The following is a 5,662-nucleotide window of genomic DNA, read 5'->3' on the forward strand; positions in this document are numbered from 1 at the left end:
GCTCGACGACCTCAACCCCCAGATCATCGCGCACTTCGCCGAACAGGCCCTCCAGCAAGGCGCACTCGACGTCATGCTCACCCCCGTCATCATGAAGAAGGGCCGCCCCGGCACGCTTCTCACCGTGCTCTGCGACCCAGAAAAATCCTCCGTCCTCGAGCGCCTGCTCCTCCGCGAGACCAGCACCCTCGGCATCCGCATCCATCAGCAGCAACGCTCCTGCCTCGATCGCAGCCATCACACAGTCTCAACAGACTACGGCGAGATCCGCATCAAGGTAGGCTCACTCCGCGAAAAAGAATTAAACGAAGAGCTCAACGCCACCCCTGAGTTCGAAGACTGCCGCGCCGCCGCCGCCGCCCACAACGTCCCTGTCAAACAGGTCATCCAATCCGCTATCGCCGCATACCACTCCAGCAGATCAAAATGAACAAAACTTCCCTTCTCGAACTCCTGGCCGAAGTCCAGCGCGGCACCCTCACCCCGGAGCAGGCCTCCGGCCGCCTCGCCAACCTTCCTTTTGAAGACCTCGACTACGCCAAGATCGACCACCATCGCTCCCTTCGTAACGGTCTGCCCGAGGTCATCTACGCCGCAGGCAAGTCGCCCGAGCACACCGCCGAGATCTTCGCCCGCATGGTCGCCACCGGCATCGACGTCCTTGCCACCCGCGCCGACGAGGCCACCGCAACTGCCGTCCTCGCCATGACTCCAGCAGCAAAGTATCACCAGCCAGCCCGAGCCATCACCCTTCGCCAATCTCCCCCGTCCGAGCCGCGCGGCCACGTCGCTGTCCTCTGCGCCGGAACCAGCGACCTCCCCGCCGCCGAAGAGGCTGCCATCACCGCCGAACTCTTCGGCGCACAGGTCACCCGCCTCTACGACGTCGGCGTCGCCGGCATCCATCGCCTGCTCGCCCAGCGCGACATCCTCGCTACAGCGAACGCCGTGATCGTCTGCGCCGGAATGGAGGGAGCACTGCCCAGCGTCGTCGGCGGCCTCGTCGCGGTTCCCGTCATCGCCGTACCCACCTCTGTTGGCTACGGAGCCTCCTTCTCCGGTGCGGCCGCTCTCCTCGGCATGCTCAACTCCTGCTCGCCCAACGTCTGCGTCGTCAACATCGACAACGGCTTCGGAGCCGCCTACACAGCAACCCTCATCGCCCGCGCCGCCCACAGGTAGCCCCGCCGCCCCCGCTTCGCATCCAAATCCGTACGCAAGCCCATAGGAGAGTCGCAATGGAGCGCAGGAACTTCTTGAAGTCAGTCACCGCCGCCGGTGTGGTCGCAGCAACCGGCAACCTCGTCGGCCAAACCGCTTCCACTGCAAGCCCCTCGCACGCGACCACGCGGCCCGAATCTCCCGACATGATCTACCGCGAGCTCGGCCGCACCGGGGAGCGCGTATCCGCCATCGGGCTCGGCGGCTTTCATGTCGGCAAGCAGGCCGACCCCAACGAGAGCATTCACCTCATCCGCCAGTCCATCGATCGCGGCATCACCTTCATGGACAACTGCTGGGACTACAACAACGGCATCAGCGAAGTCCGCATGGGCCAGGCGCTGCGCGACGGCTACCGCAGCAAGGTCTTCCTCATGACCAAGATGGATGGCCGCACCCAAGAGGCATACAACCATCAGCTCGAAGAGTCCCTCGGTCGCCTCCAGACCGACGTCATCGACCTCGTCCAGTTTCACGAGATCATACGTATGGAAGACCCCGACCGCGTCTTCGCTCCCGGCGGCGCTCTGGAAGCAGCCGTCGCCGCAAAACAGGCGGGAAAGATTCGCTACATCGGCTTCACCGGCCACAAAGACCCCGCCGTCCATCTACGCATGTTCGAGTTCGCCGAAAAACACGGCTTCCACTTCGACACCGTGCAGATGCCGGTCAACGTCATGGACGCCCATTTCCGGTCGTTCACGAAGGAGGTTATCCCGGTCGCTCTCAAGCAAGGCACCGGCATCCTCGCCATGAAGACCTTCGGCGACAACTACATCCTGCGCAGCAAGACGGTCGAGCCCATCGAAGCCCTGCACTACGGCCTCACCCAGCCCGTCTCCGTCGTCATCACCGGCATCGACTCCCCCGCGGTCCTCGATCAGGCCATTCAAGCAACCAAGACCTTCAAGCCACTGACACAGACCGAGATCGCAAGCCTGCTCGACCGTACCCGCGCCGCCGCCAGCGAAGGCAAGTTCGAGCTGTTCAAGACCACCAACCACTTCGACGGAACAGCCGCCAACCCCAAATGGCTAGGCTAAGCCGCGGAAATCCAGCCAAAACCCCATGTCAAGCCCCTCCGTCGCTCTTTCATGCGGCATAAGGGCTGGCAACCGCAACAAAACAAACAACTTTCCTCCTCAAAAATAAATCCCGCAAAACTGCAAAACAGTTCCACCCAATTCGCTAGACTTGAAACAGCATAGAAACAAGCAAAAAAGGCCCAGCCAAAAAGCTGGGCTAACCTCTTTAGAAGCAATATTTTAGCTATAAGCCATTTGTATGCAATATTTTACAAAACAAAATTTCCGTAAATGCTTGCAAACAATATACTTACGCCAAAGGTACCCCGGGGGGGGGTACCCTCGAAAGGACAAGGCTTATTAGCTATTCCCTTACTTCTGCTTCCTTCGTTTGTCATTCCCGAAGGGAATCTGCGTTTTGCTCGAATTAGCAAAACTGCATCTGGAGGAAGACCCATTTAAAGACAAGAGGCCAGTCGTCAATACAAGCGACGACTGGCCTCTTGAATACAAATCTGAGAGTGCTTACTGATTGACGCCGCTGGCAAGGAATCCGCCATCGACGACCAGAATCTCCCCGGTAACGAACGTGGAGGCATCGCTCGCCAGAAAAACAGCAGAGCCAACCAGCTCTTCCGTCTTGCCGAAGCGTCCCATCGGTGTACGCAGCAACAGCTCTTTGCCGCGGTCGCTCTCATCCAGCAGCTTCTGGTTCAGGGCGGTGCGAAAGACTCCCGGCGCGATAGCGTTTACCGTCACGCCCTGCGAACTCCACTCGACCGCAAGCGACTTGGTCAGCGCGCCAACCGCAGCCTTGCTCGCTGCATACGCCGAAACTTCTTTCAGGGAGACGAATGTGTTGAGCGAAGCGATATTGATGATGCGGCCGTACCCACGCTCCAGCATGTGCTTTCCGAAGATCTGGCAGGCCCGCAGCGTCCCGGTGACATTGGTGTCCATAATGTCGTCCCAGGTCTCTTCGGGAACAGTCAACGTCGGCTCGCGCTTGATCTTGCCGGCGCAGTTAATCAGAATGTCGACCTTGCCGAACGCCTTCAACGTTCCATCAAGCAACGCTTGGATCGATGCGCGGTCTCCAACATCCGAAGTCAGCCGCAGCGCCTTGCGGCCCTTGGCTTCAATCGCCTTTGCGGCGTCCTCAACCTGTTCGGCACGCCGCGAGCTCGCCACCACATCGGCGCCTGCCTCGGCTAGCCCAATCGCCATCGCCAGGCCAATGCCCGACGTTCCGCCAACCACTACGGCCGATTTACCGCTCAGGTCAAACAACGGATGTCCCATCCAATCTCCTCTTTCTTCGTAATCTCAACCCAGACCCGCGTTCCCACCTTCAGCAGAAGGCGGGAACGCGACCTGTTGTATCTATAGACAGATATCTATCAGACAGAACTTTGGCTGACAGATTTTTACCGCTGGATGCGAGCCGATCCACCGCTGGCAAACGCCTTGACCTGGTCAAGAGTTGCCATCGTGGTATCGCCGGGGAAGGTCGTCATCAATGCGCCGTGAGCCCATCCCAGCTTGATCGCCTCTTCGGGCTCCTGTCCGCTAAGCAAGCCATAGATAAACCCGGCAGCAAAGCCGTCTCCGCCGCCGACACGGTCGAGCACCTTCAGTTCAGCCGTAGGAGCATTGACTGTCTTGCCGTTCACCCACGCCACTGCGCTCCAGCTGTGGTGGTTCGTGTTATGAACCTCGCGCAGCGTGGTCGCAACGATCTTGATGTTGGGATAGCGCTTGACCACCTGATCGATCATCCCCAGGAAGACGCTCGGGTCGAGCTTGGAGCTGGCACCGACTTCCGGGCCTTCAAAGCCGAGTCCCTTCTGCAGGTCCTCTTCGTTGCCGACCAGCACATCGACGTTCTCGACGATCTTGCCCAGCACTTCATGGGCACGCTTGATTCCGCCGACGGTCTTCCAGAGCTTCTCGCGGTAGTTCAAATCGAACGAGCAGATGACACCGGCAGCGCGTGCCGCCTTGAGCGCTTCGATCAGCAACTCAGCCGTCGACTCCGAGAGAGCGGAGAAGATTCCGCCGCTATGGAACCAGCGAACGCCCTGACCGAAGATGGCCTTCCAGTCAAAGTCGCCCGGCTTCAACAGCGCCGCAGCTTCGTTGCAGCGGTTGTAGAACACCACCGGAGCGCGGACACCGAAGCCCTGATCGCTGTACACAGTCGCAATGTTCGGTCCACGGGTTCCGTCATGTTCGAAGTGCTTGTAGATCGGCTTGACGCCCATCGCACGCACGCGCTCGGCAACCAGATCTCCAATCGGATAGTCCACCATCGCGGACGCGAGGCCCGTGTTCAGTTTGAAGCAGTCCGACAGGTTCGCCGCGACATTGAACTCACCGCCGCTCACATGGATCGCAACCTCCGTCGCCTTGCGAAACGGAATAATGCCGGGATCGAGCCGGGTAACGAGTGCCCCGAGGGACAGAAAATCCAATGTGCCTTTTTCAGGAATTTTGAAGCCAAGATTCATTGCGCCATTCTCCTCAATTTTCGATGCCCCAGCCGGGGCATGACTCTATCCATAATAGCGATTCGACGCTCAACTCCAAACAAAAGCCGACGATGTCGCTATTTCCCAAGGAATACCGGACGAATATGCCGTTCAAAAAGGTTCGTGGTCACATTCTTCGCTACAACCGCTTCATTTGCCTCAAGCGCCTTCAGGTAACGATCGCCAAGCTTTGCCGCAACCTTGAAGCCGACGTGTAGCAACTGCCGGAAGCTCTGGTTATACGCCTTGTTGCCCTGTTCATGGCGCAGCGCCGAGGTGTACTGCTCACTGTTCCACCCATTTACCTCTTCGGGCTTGGGCAGCTTGGTCGGGTCAATGTCAATCACTGTCGCATAGGGCGCGCAAAGCTCTTCGCTATGAGCATAGGCCTCGGCATAGACCTTTTTGGCGATCTCGAGGCCAGTGCCGCCAGCTTCAGCCAGACCGATCAGCTCTTCGAGCCACGTCGTTCCGGCGGTCTTCATGTGGACACCGGCGTCGAACTTCTTCACCGCGTCGTGAATCGCTTTATAGATCGAAAACTTGTCCGAGCCGGAATGGATGCTGAGCTTCAGGTTGTCAGGCAGACCGTAAGTCTTGATCGCAAACGCGATGGTCGCCAGGTCTTCGTTGAACTCCTTGGTGAACTGCGCGACGTCGCCGACGTAATCGACGCCCTTGTTGAATCGGCCTGTAAACTTCGGCGCGATCGTCTGGATAGGAATCTTCTCATCCGAAATCGCAGCCAGAATAATCAGCAACTCCACCGGAGTCTGGGGATAGTCGGTCTCATCCATCGAGACCTCGGCAATGAACTTGCCCTCACCCTTCTTCTCCACCAGAAAACGATAGATGCGCCCGGCATCCTGGACCGCTGCAAGAAAC

At 58.9% G+C, this 5,662-nt stretch carries 6 protein-coding genes; 3 read left to right on the forward strand and 3 right to left on the reverse strand.

Annotated features, from left to right (window positions below; translation table 11 throughout):
- The 3 genes from larC to VMU57_RS05920 form a co-directional block, all read left to right on the forward strand.
- Positions 1-430: nickel insertion protein (larC, locus tag VMU57_RS05910; RefSeq protein WP_325381707.1), on the forward strand; the 430-nt coding region annotated here is incomplete at its 5' end.
- Positions 427-1,182: a nickel pincer cofactor biosynthesis protein LarB gene (larB, locus tag VMU57_RS05915; protein WP_325381708.1), complete on the forward strand. Its 756-nt coding sequence runs from the start codon at positions 427-429 to the stop codon at positions 1,180-1,182. The genes larC and larB, both read left to right, overlap by 4 nt.
- Before the next feature lie 56 nt (positions 1,183-1,238).
- Positions 1,239-2,264, forward strand: coding sequence for an aldo/keto reductase (locus tag VMU57_RS05920; protein WP_325381709.1), 1,026 nt, complete (start codon positions 1,239-1,241; stop codon positions 2,262-2,264).
- A gap of 507 nt (positions 2,265-2,771) precedes the next feature.
- On the opposite strand, the gene VMU57_RS05925 is transcribed toward VMU57_RS05920, so the two are convergent.
- The 3 genes from VMU57_RS05925 to VMU57_RS05935 all read right to left on the reverse strand — a co-directional run.
- Entirely contained in the window at positions 2,772-3,548 is a 777-nt protein-coding gene (locus tag VMU57_RS05925; protein WP_325381710.1) for a glucose 1-dehydrogenase, read from the reverse strand.
- Between the two features lie 125 nt (positions 3,549-3,673).
- Positions 3,674-4,756, reverse strand: coding sequence for a sugar kinase (locus VMU57_RS05930; protein WP_325381711.1), 1,083 nt, complete (start codon positions 4,754-4,756; stop codon positions 3,674-3,676).
- Between the two features lie 98 nt (positions 4,757-4,854).
- Positions 4,855-5,662, reverse strand: an 808-nt coding sequence (locus VMU57_RS05935; protein WP_325381712.1) for a tagaturonate epimerase family protein, incomplete at its 5' end; no start/stop codon positions are given.

The organism is Edaphobacter sp., assembly GCF_035532915.1.
GTDB lineage: Bacteria > Acidobacteriota > Terriglobia > Terriglobales > Acidobacteriaceae > Edaphobacter.